The following is a 15,489-nucleotide window of genomic DNA, read 5'->3' on the forward strand; positions in this document are numbered from 1 at the left end:
GGCGCGCGAATCGAATCGGGCGACGGTTTATGCACGAGACCGGCGAAAGCGTTTCCAGTGAAGCGAAACGACCGAACCATCCTCGGACTCACCATGCTCGCACACGGGATGGTTCACACCTACGAACTCTCACTCCCCATCCTCATTCCGGTGTGGCTAGCGGAGTTCGGCGCGTCGAAGGCCACCCTCGGCGTCGTCCTCTCGCTCGGCTACGCGCTGTTCGGCGTCGGTGCGTTGCCCGGCGGCGTCCTTTCGGACAGCTACGGCTCCCGACGGCTCATCGTCGCGTGTCTGCTCGGGATGGGCGGGTCGTTTCTGCTCCTCTCCTTCGCTCCTTCCATTCCCGTCATCACGATCGCGCTCCTGCTCTGGGGAACGGCGGCGAGCGTCTACCATCCCTCCGGTCTCTCCCTGCTCAGCACCGGCATTGACCCCGAGGAGCAGGGGACCGCCTTCGCCTACCACGGCATCGCCGGAAACGTCGGCATCGCGTTCGGCCCGCTGGCGACGACGCTCCTCCTGCTCGTCTTCGGGTGGCGTCTCGTCGTCGCCGTTCTCGCGGTTCCCGCGCTCCTCGCCGCCGTGGTCGCCGTTCGGACTTCCATCGATGAGACGGCCGCGGTGGACGAGGAACTGGCGGAACAGGGTGGGAATGAGGAACGAACCGCCCGCACGGACGGCGGTCTCGCCTCGATTTCCGAACTCCTCGCCGACTCCCGGTCGCTCTTTTCCGGCTGGTTCGTCGCCGTCTTCTTCGTCGTCATGCTCTCCGGACTGTACTACCGCGGCGTGTTGACCTTCCTCCCCGACCTGCTCTCCGGACTTCCGCTGTTCGCACCCGTCGACGTCGCTGGGAAGTCGCTCGAACCGGCGCGCTACCTCTACGCCGGACTCCTCACCGTCGGCATGGTCGGCCAATTCGCGGGCGGCAAACTCACCGACCGCGTGGAGAACACGGCCGCAATCGCCGTGGCATTCGCCACGCTCGCCGGTATCGCTCTCGTGTTCGTTCCCGCCGCGAACGCCGGACTCGCTCCCATCCTCGTCGTCAGCTTCCTCCTCGGGTTCTGGCTGTTCGCGGTGCAACCGCTGTATCAGGCCACCGTCGCCGAGTTCACGCCGCCCGACGCTCGCGGGCTTTCCTACGGCTACACCTATCTCGGCGTGTTCGGGGTCGGCGCGCTCGGCGCGGCCATCGCTGGCTACGTCCTCCAGTATTACTCTCCGACGACGTTGTTTCTCGTTCTCGCGGGATTTGCGGGAGGCGCATCGCTCCTCGGTGTCCTCCTCACGCTCCGCGGTCCCTCTTCAGAACGTGCTTGAGTTCACGTGTTTGCCGACCTCTTCCATCACCTTTCGCTCCGCGCGAGCGAGGTGTTCCCACGCCGTCGTAGACGCGATGCCGACCGTATCCGCGATGTCCTCGATGCTGGTCTCCTTTTTCGGGCGGTAGTAGCCGAGGTCGATGGCCGTCCCGAGTACTTCGCGCTGTCGCCCCGTGAGTTCGTGGACGACGCGCGAGAACTCCAACTGTTCCTGTTCGGCGACCGTTCCGAGTTCGACGTTTCGAACGAGGTCGGTTTCGTTCCCGGCGCGTTCGAGCGACGTGACGATGTCGTTCAGGTCGTCGTCGTCGGACAGGTACAACGTCCATCGCTCCCACCCCGCATTTATCGTCGCCCCGGTTCGGTAGTGAACGCCGAGGTCCGTCAGTCGTTGGGCGATGCTGTCCCACTGGTAGCTGTCGATGGTGACGGCGACGAGGACCCGCGGGACGTTGAGCGGCGTCAATACGTCTATTTCCAGTACCGCTGAGGCGGCTTCGAACTCGTCGAGAAACCCCGTGATCGACGCTTTCGGGCCGGTTATCTCGATGATGCGCTTCCGTTCCGCGGCGCTTCCGGTCATCGAGGAGACGGAGCGAATCGTTATCGCCGGGTAGTCGGCGCTGATGTCGCTCTCCGGCTCGTCGTGATGACGTACCCGAAGCGTCACTTCTCGCATACCTGTAATCGAGGAAACCGAACGTGTTTAACCTTTGTATCCAATCTAGTTACTCTTCTGAATCAAACATCGAATGATTCTATCACTTTCCCCGTCGGTTTTTGCCCAACCGAATCTATCCGGGTATACAACGAAGGGGCCTGTTTCTCTGTACCATACTACCATGGGAAACAGTGGCAAAATTTCGGACGAGGCCCTCAGCGGGCCGGTTATCGACCGTCGGACGACCGTGAAACTCCTCGGTGCCGCAGGCATCACCGGCTTGGCCGGTTGCACCGGCGGTGGCGACGACAACGGCGACAGCGGTGACGGTGGCAGCGACGGAAGCGGCGGCAGTGACGGAAACGGGAACGATGGCGGCGACGAAACGACGGACGTCCCGTCGAACGACCAGCGCGGCGGTCGGTTGACGGCCGGATGGTTCACCGGCAGCATCGACGTGCTCGACCCGCCGTACATCAGCGTCGGACAGTACTTCCAAGTGGCCGCGAACGTGTTCAACGGCCTCGTCACGCTCAAAAAGGACCTGACCATCCGCGGCGACCTCGCCGAGGACTGGGAAGTCACCAACGGCGGCAAAAAGATCACGTTCAATTTGCGCACGGGCGTGAAGTTCCACAACGGCTCGGACTTCACCGCCGAGGACGTGAAATACACCATCAACCGGACGATTTCGGAGGAGGCCCCCGCCGCCTCGAAACTCGGGTCGCTCAAGCCGGTGGACGACGGCGGCGTCGTGGTCAAGGACGACCACACGGTCGAACTCAACTTCGAGGAGCCGATGGCACCCGCCCTCGTCTACCTCACGCGCGGGCCGGGACGCGCGGCGACCATCGTCAACAAGGAGGCCATCGAGAAGATGGGCGCGGACAAGTACAAGGTGACGCCGGTCGGAACAGGTCCGTTCAAAGTCACGAAACACGAAATCGGCTCCGGCATCACGCTCGACGCGTTCGAGGACTACTTCGAAACGGACAGCGACGGAAACGCGCTCCCGTACTTGGACGGCATCGACATCAAGCCGATTCCGGAACCCGCGACGCTCGTGAACGCGCTCCGGAGCGGCGACATCGACTTCGCGAACCTCGTGCCGCTCCAGAACGTGAAGAAGGTCGAGTCGGCGAGCGGTGTGACGAAACTGGAAGCGCCCGGCATCAACTGGTACGGATTTGCCATGAACGAGCGCCGGAAGCCGTTCGACTCGAAGAAGGCCCGCATGGGTATCGCGAAATCCATCGACAATCAGGCGTACGTGGACGCGGCCTACTTCGGCAACGCGCTCCCCGACACGGGTCCCATCAACAAGGCGACGAACTGGGTCTGGCGCGACGACAAGCCGACCGACCAGCAGTACGACCCCGAAGCGGGCAAACAGCTCATAAAGGAGGCGGGTGCCGAAGGAGCGTCCTTCTCCATCCTGACGACCGAAAGCAGTCTCCGCGGCGCGAAGGCGATGCGCCAACAGCTGAACAAGGCCGGGTTCGACGTGAGCATCGAACAGGTGACGAGTTCGTCCTACTGGGAACGCTACGAGAAGGGCAACTACGACACGACCATCAGCGGCAGCGTCGGCGACCCCGACCCCGAGCAGTCGCTCTGGAACTTCTACCGCAAACCCGACGACGGGGGCGCGTGGAACTGGGTGAACTTCGAGGACGACAAGGCCCACAACTTGCTCGCCGAACAGCGGAAAGCGCTCGACCGGGAGGAGCGTAAGAAACTCCTGCAGGAACTCGAAGACCACCTCATCAAGCAGGTCCCGCACGCCTACCTGATGCACCAGAACGACATCGCGGCGAAACGCTCGAACCTGAAGGGCTTCGTCCACATCCCCTTCATGCGTAACTTCCACACCGCGTGGGTCGAGGAATAGATGCGCCGGTACGTCGTCAAGCGGGTCGCACACGCCGCGTTCATCATGTGGTTGGTGGCGACCACGGTGTTCTTCGGCCTGCGCCTGATTCCGGGGGGTCCGGTTCGGACCATGCTCGGACAGGAAGCGACGCCGAAAGCGGTCGCGGCACTTCGAGCGAAACTCGGCCTGAATCAGCCGCTGTACGTCCAGTACCTCGACTGGTTGAAGGAGATGCTCACCCTGCAGTTCGGCCAGAGCCTCAGTACGGGCCAGCCGGTTTCGACGTTGGTTTCACAGGCCGCACCGAAGACGCTCTCCATCGCGATTCTCGCCATCATCATCGGTCTCGGCGTCGCCGTACCGACGGGCATCCTCAGCGCGACGCGGAAGGGTGAACCGATGGATTACCTCGCGACGGTGACGGCGTTCCTCGGCGTTTCCATGCCCGCATTCTTCGTCGGCATCCTCCTCGCGCTGGTGTTCGGTGTCTGGCTTGGCCTGCTTCCGGTCTTCGGCTACACGCCGCTCAGCGAGGGCATCCGCCCGTGGTTGAAGAGCATTCTCCTCCCCGGTATCGCCGTCGGTCTGCCGTACGCCGCCGTGGTCATGCGGATGATGCGGTCGTCGTTACTGGAGGTGCTGAACGAACCGTACATGCGAACCGCCCGCGCGAAGGGCGTCAACGGTCGTGTAATGTTGTTCAAACACGCCTTCCAGAACGCGCTCATCCCCGTCGTCACCGTCGCGGGAATTCAACTCGCGCTGGTCCTCGTCGGCAGCGTCACGGTCGAACTCGTCTTTAGCATTCAGGGACTCGGCAGACTCCTCGTCGATTCGATGCTCGACCGGAACTACCCGGTGACGCAGGCGGTCATCCTCATCGTCGCCGCGGTGATGGTATTCACGAACCTCGCGGTTGACCTCGTGTACACCGTCATCGACCCGCGTATCGGCTACGGAGGAAATCAATGACGGAACACACCGATTCGAACGTCGGCCGCGACGCGGCCAGCGAATCCACCGCTTCCGCAGATTCGGGCCCCATCGACGTTCCGCCGGAGTATCGGGAGGAGGAACACTACGAGGAACACAAATCGACGCGCCAGCGCCTCGTTGAGGGCATTCTGGCCGACAAGATGGCGCTGTTCGGTGCCGTCGTCGTCGTGCTGTTCGTTCTCGTCGCGGTGTTCGCACCGTTCGTCGCGCCGCACGACCCCGAGGCCACGTTCGGCTTCATGAAAGGGCCGAACTCCCACTCGGTCGGCAACTACGACGACGCGCCCGGAACCGAGACCGTGTGGCACCCGCTCGGGACGGACTCGTTCGGCCACGACATCCTCTCGCGCATCATCTACGGTGCGCGGGTGTCGCTGCTCGTGGCCCTCTCGACGGTCGCCGTCGCGTTCACGCTCGGCACGTCAATCGGCCTCCTCGCCGGGTTTTACGGCGGCTGGATCGATAGCGTGCTGATGCGCTACATCGACTTCCAGTGGGCGTTTCCCGAACTCATCCTCGGAGTCGGCATCATCGCCATCTCCGGCGGATTGGGCATCACGAACGTCGTCATCGCCATCGGCATCGCGTACATCGACGACTTCGCCAGACTCGTTCGGGGTGAAGTGCTGTCGCTCCGCGAGGAGGAGTACGTCATGGCGGCCCGCGCCATCGGCATGACCGACAGGCGCATCATGACGCGGGAAATCCTGCCCAACGCCGTCGCGCCGCTCATCGTGCAGTCGACGCTGATGATTCCGCTCGCGATTCTCGCCGAAGCGGGACTGTCCTTCCTCGGATTGGGCGTCAAGCCGACGACGCCGACGTGGGGGCTGTTGCTCTCGGACGGGCGGCAGTTCATCGGCGAAGCGTGGTGGATAAGCGTCGTGCCCGGCCTCGCCATCATGCTGACCGTCCTCGCGTTCAACATGCTCGGCGACGGCCTGCGCGACATCTTCGACGTGAGCGACGGGGAGGTCGAGAGCCGATGACCGTCCTCGAAGTCGACGGACTGCACACCCGCTTCCCGACCCCACGAGGGACGGTGGACGCGGTGAACGAGGTGGACCTCCGCATCGAATCCGGCGAAATACTCGGCCTCGTCGGCGAGTCGGGGTCGGGGAAGAGCGTGCTCGCGGAGAGCATCATGGGAATCGTCGAGGAACCCGGCGAAATCGCGGCGGGCGACATCCGCCTCCACGGCGAGTCGTTGCTCGACATGCCGGAGTCCGAACGCAGGGAGATTCGCGGCGGGACGATCTCCATGGTGTTTCAGGACCCCATGAACAGCCTCAACCCGACGCTCACCGTCGGCGAACAGGTCGCCGAGATGGTCCGACTCCACCAACCAGTCGGCGAGTCGGTCAGCCTCCCGGCGGAAATCAAGCGCAAACTCGTCGGGTCCTCGAAGAACGGGCCGGCGTGGCGAAAGGCCATCGAGATGCTCGAAAGCGTCGAGATTCCCGAACCGGAGACGCGGGCGAGCGACTATCCGCACGAGTTCTCCGGCGGCATGCGCCAGCGGGCGATGATAGCCATGGCGCTGGCCGCGGAACCGGACCTGCTCATCGCGGACGAACCGACGACGGCGCTGGACGTGACGATTCAGGCCCAGATTCTCGACGAACTCCGGGAGTTGAAGGACGCCTTCGACACGTCGATTCTGCTCATCACGCACGACCTCGCGGTCGTGTCCGAGGTGTGCGACCGCGTGAACGTGATGTACGCCGGGGAAATCGTCGAGCGGGCGGACGCGGACGAACTGTTCCGTAACCCACAACACCCCTACACGCAGGGTCTCATCGCCAGCACGCCGCGTCTCGACGCCCCGACGGATAGCCTCGAACCGATAGACGGGAACGTCCCCGATCTCATCGACATCCCCTTCGCGTGCCACTTCGCGCCGCGCTGTCCCGAGGCTACGCGGGAGTGTTACGAAATCGACCCCGACTTCAGACCGGTCGGCGCGGACGAGCAGTTCGACTCGAACGGGCACGTCGCGGCGTGTCTGCGTCGCGGCCCGATGGAGGAACGACTATGAGCATGCAGATGACGAGTACCGACGAAACGTCCGCCGCCGAACCGTTGCTCGCCGTTCGCGGCCTGAAAAAGCACTTCGACCAGTCGGGGGGCGTCCTCGACAGACTCGTCGGCGAGACGGCCAGCGTCCGCGCCGTCGACGGCGTCGATCTGACGGTTCGAAAGGGCGAGACGCTCGCAATCGTGGGCGAGTCCGGGTGTGGCAAATCGACGCTCGGGCGGACGATTCTCAACCTCCACGACGCGACCGACGGGTCCGTGGAGTACCGTGGGACGGACCTCGCCGACCTCTCACAGCAGGAGATGCGGCCGTACCGGCGCGACCTACAGATGATATTTCAGGACCCCTTGGCGTCGCTGAACCCGCGACAGACGGTCGGGGAAATCATCACCACGCCGATGGAGGTTCACGGCATCGGCGACAGCGACGAGGACAGACTGGAGCGGACGAAGGACCTCCTCCGCCGCGTCGGGTTGAAGGCCGGACACATCGAACGCTACCCGAACCAGTTCTCTGGCGGCCAGCAACAGCGCGTCGGAATCGCCCGCGCGCTCGCGCTCGAACCCGAGTTGATAATCGCGGACGAACCCGTCTCGGCGTTGGACGTGTCCGTGCAGGCCCAAATCCTCAATCTGCTGGAGGAGCTTCAGGACGACCTCGGCCTGTCGCTCGTCTTCATCGCGCACAACCTCTCGGTCGTGCGCCACGTCGCGGACCGGGTCGCCGTGATGTACCTCGGTCGAATCGTGGAAACCGCACCCGTGGACGAACTCTACGAGAACCCGCAGCACCCCTACACGAAATCGCTCCTGTCGGCGGTGCCCCGCATCGACCCGGCGGACCGCGACGAGCGAATCATCCTCGAAGGGTCGGTTCCGTCGCCGCTGAACCCGCCGTCGGGGTGTCGGTTCCACACGCGCTGTCCGATGGTGATTCCGCCCGAAGGGTGGTCCGGCAGCGACGAGGAGTTCCGCGCGGCCTTCGCGTTCAGAAACCGCGTGCTGTCGGGCGAACTCGACCCCGACGCTGCGCGAACGCGTCTCGAAGCGGAGGGACGCGGGACGGACGATTCGAGCGTGGCTTCGTATCTCGTGGCGCAACTGCTTCCGGGCGATCCGGAGGCCCTGCCGTCGGACGCGGGCGAGGCCGTTCGCTCGGCGGCGGACGCGCTCGCCAACGGCGACCACGAACGCGCGAACGAAACCGTCGAGAACGCGTTTCCGTCGCCGTGCGAGCGTGAAACGCCGCAATCGACCGACGCGGGTGATGGCCACGTCGCGGCGTGTCATCGCGTGACTCCACGGGACTCCTGACGGTTGCGGATTCACTTCGCCGTTCGTCCCTCTGCCGGACTCGTCTGTCATCCATCCGTCCGGCCTCCGACACCACGCCGGAACTGGGACGGCGACGGATCACCGAAAATAATCCGCGGTATCCCGTTACTGACTCTGTCTGATGAGGGAAAGGAGTTCCCTCGCGTCTTTCAGTTTTTTCAGTCGCATCTCCTCCTCGATGCTCGGGGAGTCCAACCCCTCCAGTGCGTTGAGGGCGCGGTCGATTCCGTGGATGCTCCGGACGAGTCGCTCCCCCTCTTCTTCCGTCATCTCCTCGCGTTCGATTCGCTGTTTTCTAGCGAGACGTTCCCGTTTGAGCTTCGTCTTCATTCCCTCGATGGCTTCGCGTTCGCTTTCGGGAATCGCTTCGAGGCGCTTGCACTCGAAGACGAACTCCTGTACGTCTATCGTCGTGCCTCGAACCGTGAGTTCGTCGACCATCTGCTTCCCGACAGTCGCCGAGGGGCGCTGAATTCGGTCGAGAAGCCGTCGTCGTTGTCGTTCGTTCATGGCTTGGGTGGTTCGGCCTCATCCGTCAGTTGAACTGACAACGAAAAATGCGTTCGGAGCAACGAATTCCTCCATCGGAGTTGACACCAACGTTTTCCTTCCGAGGGCCGAACCCCCGAACGATGAGCGACGGCGAATCGAACGCGACCGAGGTCCTCGACTCGGTGACCAACTCGACTCGGGTCGACATCCTGCGGGCGCTGGCGGACGCGCACTCCGATTCGCCGACCGACCCGTGGCTCGCGTACAGCGACCTTCAGGAGACGGTCGGCATCCGTGATAACGGAAATTTCAACTATCATCTCGACCAACTCGGGAGACTGGTCGTGAAGGGTTCGCCGGGATACAGACTCTCGCGTATCGGGATGTCGGTCGTTTCGGCCATCGCTTCCGGCATCTTCGACACCGAACGGACGTGGGGGCCGGTGGACGCACACGGCCATTGCAGTCGCTGTGACGACCCATTGCAGCTCCGCTACGAGGACGGCATCCTGTGGCTCACCTGCGGGACCGACGAGCATTCCGTCCCGCTTTCGATACCGCCGAGCCTCCTCGAATCGCACCCGGAGGGAAACGAGGAGGAACTCGTCGAGCGAATCGCGTTTCTCGAAAACCGATGGGGGTCGCTCACCCGTCGCGGAATCTGTTCGGAGTGTCAGGGGTACGTCGAGGGGAGAGTCGAGACGATACCCGAAGAACCCGAACGGTACCACTACCACGGCCACTGTCGTCGGTGCGGGTTCCATCACGGAATCCCGGTCGGGATGTTCCTCGCCAGTCATCCCGCCGTGACGAGTTTCTACTACGACCGCGGTGTCGATGTCCTGACCGCTCCGTTCTGGACGCTGGAGTTCTGCGCGCCCGGTCGCGAGACGGTGCTGTCCACGGACCCGCTCCGACTGGGAGTGGACGTGAATCTGGAGGACGAAACCCTCTCGCTCACGCTGGACCGGAACGGCACCGTGGTCTCGACCGCGATAGCGGGGTCGGCCGCCGAAAAACCGCGCAACTGCTGACGCCGCGCCGACCGTCCGAACAGACCGCTGACCGTCACTACTCGTCGTCGGTCGGTTCGTTCTCGCCGTCGATGGTCGCGTCCTCGTCGCTCACGTCGGTCGGTTCCGATTCGTTGTCGTCGTCGGTGGTCGCTTCCCCTTCGCCGTCGTCGCTCGTTTCCGACTCGCCACCCCGCGAAACCACGGGACCACCGCATTCGGGACACTCGTCGTGACTGGTGTAGAGGCGCTTTCCGCACTCCGCACACTCGTAACTCGCCTCCTCGGCTGCGACCGACTCCGAAGTCCGCTTGAACTCCTCGACTTTCCGGCCGATGTTCTTGAACAATCCCATCGTTACTCGAAGAGAGGTGCATCGGACGGTTAAGTCTTGGTGAGCCGAGAGCTACGCGATACTCGTCCGAGCGGCGAACGGAGCCGAATCGTCGCCGATTCAGTCGAAGATCCGTTCCTTCGAGGACTCGCTGAAGCCGTCGCTCGCATCCCTCGTCGTCTCGTAGACGCGCCGGAGCTCGGCGATGGGTTCCTCGTGGGCGTCGACCCGTAAATCGTGGAAGGCGGTCGTTCGCGGTGCTTTGACCATCACCGCCGCCGAGGTGTGCCCGCGTTTGTCGCCCCCCGCGTTTTTTCCCGCCGCGAGGGCGTCGATGAGTCGGGACACGAGGTCCTCGTCGTCGTCACCCTCCGCGAACGTCTCTGCCAGCGCGTCCAGCGTTTCCTCGCCGACGAGCATGTTCCCGGCCACGGTGAGGTCGCTTTCCTCGTGAACCTGATGCCCGAACCAGCCGTCACAGCCGTCCCCGGAGTGGGCGAAGACGTTCCCACGCGCGTCGAGTCCGTGTACCTGCCGGAGGTGGCTGTGGTCGTCCTGTTCGAGCAATCCGGACAGCGCGTCGTCGACGCCGAGGTCGGGGAGGAGCGCGACGCCCCGACGCCCGAGACGGACGTTGACGAAACTCTGCGTGCTGATCACCCCGTCGTGGCTGACACACGGCGCGAGCGCGCCGACGGCGGGTGCGTCCGTGGCGACGGCGACGCCGAAACTGAATCCTTCCGCTCGTTCCTCCCTGACACAGATGGAGAACGTCATTGGTGTGTCATTCGTTCACATCCGGATAAGAAACACCCCGGACCTATTTGGTATGTATTTTAGGCCCGCTTCCGAGTATGACATGGTATGACGCAACCCGATTTGGACAGGTTTACTTCGCGACGATCGACCGTGTACGCGCCCAACGGCGTCGTCGCCACCAGTCAACCGCTCGCCTCGCAGGCGGGCGTCTCGATTCTGCAGCAGGGGGGGAACGCCTTCGATGCCGCCGTCGCCACCGCCGCCGCGCTGAACGTCGTCGAACCGACGAGTACCGGACTCGGTGGCGACGTGTTCGCGCTGTATCGCACCGCGGACGGCGACGTCGGCGCGATGCGGAGCTGTGGCGGTGCGCCCGCCGAAGCGACCATCGAAAACGTCCGAACGTCGTTGAACGAACACGACGATCCGACGGAGTGGTACCCCGAGAACCGGGGCTACGCCGTGGACGGAACGGAGGACACCGACGACCTCGGCATGCCGTTCCTCGGACCGCACGCCGTCACCGTCCCCGGAACCGCTCGCGGATGGGAAGCGACGATTCAGCGGTTCGGAAACCTCTCCCTCGGTGACTCGCTCCAACCCGCCATCGACTACGCCATCGGTGGCTATCCGGTATCGGAGGTCATCGCCTCCCACTGGGTCGGCGCGGAAACGCTCTTCAAGACGGACCACGCCCGCGAGGCGTATCTGAAGGACGGCACGGCACCGAAAGCGGGTGAAACCATGGCGCTTCCCCGCCTCGGCGAAAGTCTCCGTCGAATCGCGGAGGAGGGTGCGGACGTGCTGTACGAGGGCGACATCGCGGAGAAAATCGCGGCGGAGGTCCAGTCTCAGGGCGGCTTCCTCACCGTCGATGACCTCTCGTCCTTCGAACCCGAGTTCCCGGACCCCGTCTCCACGACGTACAACGGCGCGGAAATCTACGAACTGCCGCCGAACAATCAGGGGCTCATCGCGCTGGAGGCGCTCAACATCGCCGACGAACTCGGCGCGAACGACCACCCCATCGACTCCCCCGAACGCGTCCACTACTTCGCCGAGGCGATGAAACTCGCGTTCCACGACGGCCACCGCTACATCACCGACCCCGAGTACGAGGAAGTTCCGCCGCTGGCGTCCGACTTGTGGGCGAAGAAGCGGGCGGAACACGTCGGCGAGAGCGCGAACCACGACGTCTCGTTCGGCGTCCCCGACGCGAACGCGGAGGACGCGGACACCGTTCTCCTCTGCGTCGCGGACGACGAGGGCAACGTCGTCTCGTTCATCAACTCCCGCTTCGCCGGGTTCGGCTCCGGACTGGTCGCCGGTGACACCGGCATCGCGCTCCAGAACCGCGGCGCATCGTTCTCGCTCGACCCCGACCACCCCAACCACCTCGAACCCGGAAAACGTCCGTTCCACACCCTGATTCCGGCGCTCGCAAAATTCGACGACGACGACTGGGCCGCCTTCGGCGTGATGGGCGGCTACATGCAACCGCAGGGCCACGTTCAAGTCGTCTCGAACATCGTGGACTACGACCTGCCGCTACAGGCCGCACTCGACGAACCGCGCTGGCGCTACCGCGAGGACGGCACCCTCGCCGTCGAGGGGAGGATGGACGGCAACCTCGCCACGAAACTCACTCGAAAGGGCCACGACGTGCGCGTTCTCGCGCCTGTGCTCTTCGGCGGCGCACAGATCGTGAGAAACGATAACGGCGTCCTCTCGGGCGCGACCGAACCACGGAAGGACGGAAACGCCTCCGGGTACTGAACTACTCTTCTTCTTCGTCGTCGCTCTCCGCATCCGTTGTCCCTTCGTCATCGTCGTTCCCGTCCGAGTCCTCGTTCTCATCTTCTTCGTCCGCCGTCTCATCCGATTCCTCGGCGGATTCCGTCGTCGCACCGACGTCGGTGTCGTGAATCTCGATTTCCATCGGGCCGGTCCCCGACTCGCCGAGTTCCTCCAGTTCGTCGCCGAGGCTCGATTCGCTTTGACTCTTCCCGAGGATGTAGCCCGCGATGAAGGAAACCCCGATGAGGGCGAGCGTTTTGAGTCCCGACCCGGAATTCACCGCGTTCTCGGTTTCGGTTTCCGATTCTCCGTCTGTCGTGTTCTCGGACATACCATCCGGTTTGCGGGTGAGTGACTTTTCCGTTGTGGTCAGGAAGGGAGATTCGACTGCTGTCGCTCGATATCGAGCGCAGAAAAAATCCGGTTCGGGCCGGGTGGTCCCCCGAGCCCCCCAAAATCCGTTATTGTGCTTCCGCTTCGGTTTCGACCGACGGGTTCTGCTCGGTTTCGCTACCGGACTCCCGCATCTCTGCGAGTTCCGTCTCGACTTCCTCGCGACCTTTCTTGAACTCGCCCATGGCCTCGCCCGTGGAACGCGCGAGTTTTGGAATCTTGTTTGCACCGAACAGGAGGACCGCGATGAGCAGAATCACCGCGAGCTCCATCCCACCGGGAACCGGCCCGAACAGCGGAATCATTTCAACTACCATCTGTGTTAAACGATACCGGATGGTTATTTATAGGCTTTTTGCCTCGTGTCAGTTGTTAACATCCGTTTGTTCGGACGCGGCGTCGACGGCCGTTCAAAGGAATGATCGATCTCTTTCACTACTCGTCCCATGCTATCCATCACCATCCAAAAACTACCAGTTGGGTGCCTATGTCGTACTTTTACCGACCTATCTCTCACGCACATTTCGATATGGAAACGGACAAATCACAACGTTTATATAATTGCTCCGGCGCGAAACTGGATATGGAGTCACCAACTTCGTCGGAAACGGGGACGCGGAAATTACCGGAAAATACCCTCGCGTCGTTTTGCACTCGCGGGGTCACGTTCGGTCTCCTCGCGTATCTCGTCGGCTATCTCCTCGTCGCCGCGCTGTTCGTCGTCGGTCCCGCGAACGTCGAGGGAACGCTCGGTGTCCAACTCACGTGGTTCGGGTTCGCCTTCTACAACGCTCACTTCATCCCGATCGCCGTCGGGAGCCAATCGTACAACTACATCACCGAGGCCACGAATCCGGCCGTGCCGTCGTTCGTGTACTTCCTGATTCCGGTCGTTTCGCTCCTCGCGACGAGTGCCGTGTTCTCCTCGCGCAATCGGATGGACGACCCGGTCGAAACCATCGTTTACTCCGGCGCGAGCATCACCGTCGGCTACGCGGTGGTCGCCGTCCTCGTCGCGCTCATGCTCACCCTTCACGTCGACTCGATCACGGCGCAACCGGACCTCCTCAAATCGGCCGTCATCGGTGCCGCGTATCCGGTGGTGCTGGCGACCGTTGCGGCATTCGCGGTCACGTTCCTGCGTCGCTAATCGCCGTACGCTCTTCTTTTGCGGTTACGCGTGTCGTTCGATTTCCGAACAGAGCTTCGTCTCCATCTCTCGCGCTCCCTCGTTCGCGAACGAGAGCTGTGACCACCGCTCGTCGATGTCGGCCATCTCGGAGAGGAGGCCGCCGCGGCGGTCGATTTCCAGCTTCACGTCCAGGCCCGTTTCGGTTTCGGTGGCGACGACTTCGAGTTCGTCGAGTTTTCCGGCGAAGGGTCCGGCGTGCGGGACGAACTCCAACTCCTGAACGAACCGTCCAGCGAAAATCGAACCAGGTGCCTGCTCGCACTGGGCTTTCCGGAGCCTGAATCCGAGCGAGTCGAGCGCGTCCATGAACGCGCCGAGTTTCGGGCCGGGTTCGACCTGAATCGGGTCCCGGTCGTCGGGATCCACCGACCAGTCGATGTCGAGGCCGGTTTCGAGCCACACGTCCGTCCGACCGGCCGTGATGGGCGTATCGAGGGGGACGTCGATGGTGACGTGGAACGTCCGCTCCTCGTCCGGACCGATGGTGAACGGGTCGGCCACGTGGAACTTGTCGATGACGCCGGTCCGTACGCTGTCGTCGGTTTCGTACCTTGTCAACAGCGCGAAATAGATGGCGTCGACTTCCTGTTCGGCGGAGCCACCTTCGACGCGAACTTCGGCGTCGACCGATTCACCGGCCGAGAGCGTAGTTTTCGGGAGGACCGTATCGACGCGGGCGGAACCAATGCCAACGCGGGAGAGGATTCGTTTCATTCCACCGGACACTTGCTCCATTTCCGATATAAGCTTTCTCGATGCGAGTCGATACCGTTCGACACGACTTTGTGCCTCCGTATCGCTCCTTCGAGCGATGTCCGTGCCGGAGCGCGTCCGTGAGTATCTTCGTTCCGAGGGAAAGGAGACGACCGTTGCGACGCTGCGCTGTGCCGACCGAGTTGCGGAGGGCTGGGACGGCGACTCGACTACGTCCCGGAACGCCGTCGTCGGACCGCTCTCGCGGGAACTTCGGGAAACGGGGTTGATGGCACGATTCCCGGACCTGCTCTCGGCGGCGGTCACTGCCGCCGGATTTTCGCTTCCAGCGCGGCCGGTCCCCGCGCCGCCGTACGTCGTCGTTACCAGTCGCGGACCGGTCCTCCGCGCTACGCTCACGGGGGGTCGACTCGTCGTCTCGTTTCTCCTCTTCGACGTGATTCGTGGACATGAAACTCGGTACGTTCGGGCGGCGAACGACCACCGGTCCGCTATCTCCGTCGAACTCAAATAGACCGTTTCGGTGGACAGTCGATAGTCGAACGTGGACCTTCCTCTATCGAACTAA

The 15,489-nt window shown here is 63.3% G+C and carries 17 protein-coding genes; 10 read left to right on the plus strand and 7 right to left on the minus strand.

Annotated elements, in window-relative coordinates:
- Positions 1-57: 57 nt before the first annotated feature.
- Positions 58-1,323 carry an MFS transporter gene (locus LJF34_RS19110; RefSeq protein ID WP_231186908.1) on the plus strand — a complete coding sequence of 422 codons (1,266 nt, stop codon included), beginning with the start codon at positions 58-60 and terminating at the stop codon, positions 1,321-1,323.
- Here the strand turns inward: LJF34_RS19110 and LJF34_RS19115 are convergent.
- Positions 1,309-2,004 carry a helix-turn-helix domain-containing protein gene (locus tag LJF34_RS19115; protein WP_231186909.1) on the minus strand — a complete coding sequence of 232 codons (696 nt, stop codon included), beginning with the start codon at positions 2,002-2,004 and terminating at the stop codon, positions 1,309-1,311. The genes LJF34_RS19110 and LJF34_RS19115 overlap by 15 nt on opposite strands.
- A 163-nt stretch (positions 2,005-2,167) precedes the next feature.
- Between LJF34_RS19115 and LJF34_RS19120 the strand changes: the two genes are divergently transcribed.
- From LJF34_RS19120 to LJF34_RS19140, 5 genes are read left to right on the plus strand one after another with little or no spacing between them, the layout of a single operon-like run.
- Entirely contained in the window at positions 2,168-3,877 is a 1,710-nt protein-coding gene (locus LJF34_RS19120; RefSeq protein WP_231186910.1) for an ABC transporter substrate-binding protein, read from the plus strand.
- Positions 3,878-4,831, plus strand: a complete 954-nt coding sequence (locus tag LJF34_RS19125; RefSeq protein ID WP_231186911.1) for an ABC transporter permease — start codon at positions 3,878-3,880, stop codon at positions 4,829-4,831.
- Positions 4,828-5,844 carry an ABC transporter permease gene (locus LJF34_RS19130; RefSeq protein ID WP_231186912.1) on the plus strand — a complete coding sequence of 339 codons (1,017 nt, stop codon included), beginning with the start codon at positions 4,828-4,830 and terminating at the stop codon, positions 5,842-5,844. The genes LJF34_RS19125 and LJF34_RS19130 overlap by 4 nt, the downstream gene beginning before the upstream one ends.
- Positions 5,841-6,893 carry an ABC transporter ATP-binding protein gene (locus LJF34_RS19135; RefSeq protein WP_231186913.1) on the plus strand — a complete coding sequence of 351 codons (1,053 nt, stop codon included), beginning with the start codon at positions 5,841-5,843 and terminating at the stop codon, positions 6,891-6,893. The genes LJF34_RS19130 and LJF34_RS19135 overlap by 4 nt, the downstream gene beginning before the upstream one ends.
- A complete protein-coding gene (locus tag LJF34_RS19140; RefSeq protein ID WP_231186914.1) occupies positions 6,890-8,206 on the plus strand; it encodes an oligopeptide/dipeptide ABC transporter ATP-binding protein in 1,317 nt (438 codons plus the stop codon). Before LJF34_RS19135 ends, LJF34_RS19140 begins: the two co-directional genes overlap by 4 nt.
- 126 nt (positions 8,207-8,332) lie before the next feature.
- Here the strand turns inward: LJF34_RS19140 and LJF34_RS19145 are convergent, their stop codons facing one another.
- The gene (locus tag LJF34_RS19145; protein WP_231186915.1) at positions 8,333-8,737 is read right to left on the minus strand and encodes a DUF5788 family protein; all 405 of its coding nucleotides are present in this window, start codon (positions 8,735-8,737) and stop codon (positions 8,333-8,335) included.
- A gap of 122 nt (positions 8,738-8,859) precedes the next feature.
- On the opposite strand from LJF34_RS19145, the gene LJF34_RS19150 reads away from it, so the two are divergent.
- Positions 8,860-9,753 carry a hypothetical protein gene (locus LJF34_RS19150; RefSeq protein WP_231186916.1) on the plus strand — a complete coding sequence of 298 codons (894 nt, stop codon included), beginning with the start codon at positions 8,860-8,862 and terminating at the stop codon, positions 9,751-9,753.
- A gap of 37 nt (positions 9,754-9,790) precedes the next feature.
- On the opposite strand, the gene LJF34_RS19155 is transcribed toward LJF34_RS19150, so the two are convergent.
- Together LJF34_RS19155 and LJF34_RS19160 are read right to left on the minus strand one after the other, a co-directional pair.
- Positions 9,791-10,087: an RNA-protein complex protein Nop10 gene (locus LJF34_RS19155; protein ID WP_231186917.1), complete on the minus strand. Its 297-nt coding sequence runs from the start codon at positions 10,085-10,087 to the stop codon at positions 9,791-9,793.
- 99 nt (positions 10,088-10,186) lie between these two features.
- Entirely contained in the window at positions 10,187-10,843 is a 657-nt protein-coding gene (locus tag LJF34_RS19160) for a DUF1028 domain-containing protein (RefSeq protein ID WP_231186918.1), read from the minus strand.
- Between the two features lie 87 nt (positions 10,844-10,930).
- Here LJF34_RS19160 and LJF34_RS19165 point away from each other — a divergent pair, with 87 nt between their 5' ends.
- A complete protein-coding gene (locus LJF34_RS19165; RefSeq protein ID WP_231186919.1) occupies positions 10,931-12,601 on the plus strand; it encodes a gamma-glutamyltransferase family protein in 1,671 nt (556 codons plus the stop codon).
- A gap of 1 nt (position 12,602) precedes the next feature.
- On the opposite strand, the gene LJF34_RS19170 is transcribed toward LJF34_RS19165, so the two are convergent.
- Together LJF34_RS19170 and LJF34_RS19175 are read right to left on the minus strand one after the other, a co-directional pair.
- Positions 12,603-12,953, minus strand: coding sequence for a hypothetical protein (locus LJF34_RS19170; protein WP_231186920.1), 351 nt, complete (start codon positions 12,951-12,953; stop codon positions 12,603-12,605).
- 130 nt (positions 12,954-13,083) lie between these two features.
- Positions 13,084-13,287 (minus strand): twin-arginine translocase TatA/TatE family subunit, encoded by a 204-nt coding sequence (locus LJF34_RS19175; protein WP_342765889.1) that lies wholly within the window; start codon positions 13,285-13,287, stop codon positions 13,084-13,086.
- Positions 13,288-13,598: 311 nt separating this feature from the next.
- Between LJF34_RS19175 and LJF34_RS19180 the strand changes: the two genes are divergently transcribed.
- Entirely contained in the window at positions 13,599-14,165 is a 567-nt protein-coding gene (locus LJF34_RS19180) for a hypothetical protein (protein ID WP_231186922.1), read from the plus strand.
- Between the two features lie 24 nt (positions 14,166-14,189).
- Here the strand turns inward: LJF34_RS19180 and LJF34_RS19185 are convergent, their stop codons facing one another.
- Positions 14,190-14,921, minus strand: coding sequence for a sporulation protein (locus tag LJF34_RS19185; RefSeq protein ID WP_231186923.1), 732 nt, complete (start codon positions 14,919-14,921; stop codon positions 14,190-14,192).
- A 97-nt stretch (positions 14,922-15,018) separates the two neighbouring features.
- On the opposite strand from LJF34_RS19185, the gene LJF34_RS19190 reads away from it, so the two are divergent.
- A complete protein-coding gene (locus LJF34_RS19190) occupies positions 15,019-15,435 on the plus strand; it encodes a hypothetical protein (protein ID WP_231186924.1) in 417 nt (138 codons plus the stop codon).
- Positions 15,436-15,489: the final 54 nt, after the last annotated feature.

Origin of the sequence: Haladaptatus sp. DYF46 (assembly GCF_021083305.1) — an archaeon.
In the GTDB taxonomy this organism is placed as follows: Archaea; Halobacteriota; Halobacteria; order Halobacteriales; family Haladaptataceae; genus Haladaptatus.